We start from the raw sequence: 861 nt of genomic DNA on the forward strand, positions 1-861 counted from the left end.
CGCGCGACGAACCATCAGTTCCTTGATCTTGCCGATCGCCTTCGTCGGGTTCAGGCCCTTCGGGCAAACGTCGACGCAGTTCATGATCGTGTGGCAACGGAACAGACGGTACGGGTCTTCCAGGTTGTCGAGGCGCTCGCCGGTGGCCGTGTCGCGGCTATCCGCGATGAAGCGGTACGCCTGCAGCAGGCCGGCCGGGCCGACGAACTTGTCCGGGTTCCACCAGAAGCTCGGGCACGACGTCGAGCAGCTCGCGCACAGAATGCACTCGTACACGCCGTCAAGCTCGTCGCGCTCTTCCGGCGACTGGAGGCGTTCCTTCTCCGGCGGCGGCGCGTCGTTGATCAGGTACGGCTTGATCGAGTGATACTGGTTGAAGAAGTGCGTCATGTCGACGATCAGGTCGCGCACGACGGGCAGGCCCGGCAGCGGACGCAGCACGATCTTCTGCGGCAGGTCGTTCAGGTTCGTCAGGCACGCCAGACCGTTCTTGCCGTTGATGTTCATCGCGTCGGAGCCGCACACGCCTTCGCGGCACGAGCGGCGGAACGACAGCGTCTCGTCCACGGCCTTCAGCTTGACCAGTGCGTCGAGCAGCATGCGCTCATGCTGGATCTCGAGCTCGTACGTCTGCATGCGCGGCGCCGCGTCCTTGTCCGGATCGTAGCGGTAGACTTCAAAAATGCGTTTTGCCATTTCGGATTCCTTTGACTCGGCTTAGAACGTGCGCGGCTTCGGCGGCACGGAGTCGACCGTCAGCGGCTTCATTTGAACCGGCTTGTAGTCGAGGCGATCGCCTTCGCTGTACCACAGCGTGTGGCGCAGCCAGTTGTCGTCGTCGCGGTGTTCGTAATCGCTGTG

2 protein-coding genes are annotated in these 861 nt (G+C 63.0%); both read right to left on the reverse strand.

Going from position 1 to position 861, the window contains the following annotated elements:
• Positions 1–696: succinate dehydrogenase iron-sulfur subunit (locus tag BTE28158_RS32285; protein WP_148093069.1), on the reverse strand; the 696-nt coding region annotated here is incomplete at its 3' end.
• A gap of 21 nt (positions 697–717) precedes the next feature.
• Positions 718–861: hypothetical protein (locus BTE28158_RS32290; RefSeq protein ID WP_174920300.1), on the reverse strand; the 144-nt coding region annotated here is incomplete at its 5' end.

The organism is Burkholderia diffusa (genome assembly GCF_902499115.1).
GTDB classification, from domain to species: Bacteria; Pseudomonadota; Gammaproteobacteria; order Burkholderiales; family Burkholderiaceae; genus Burkholderia; species Burkholderia diffusa.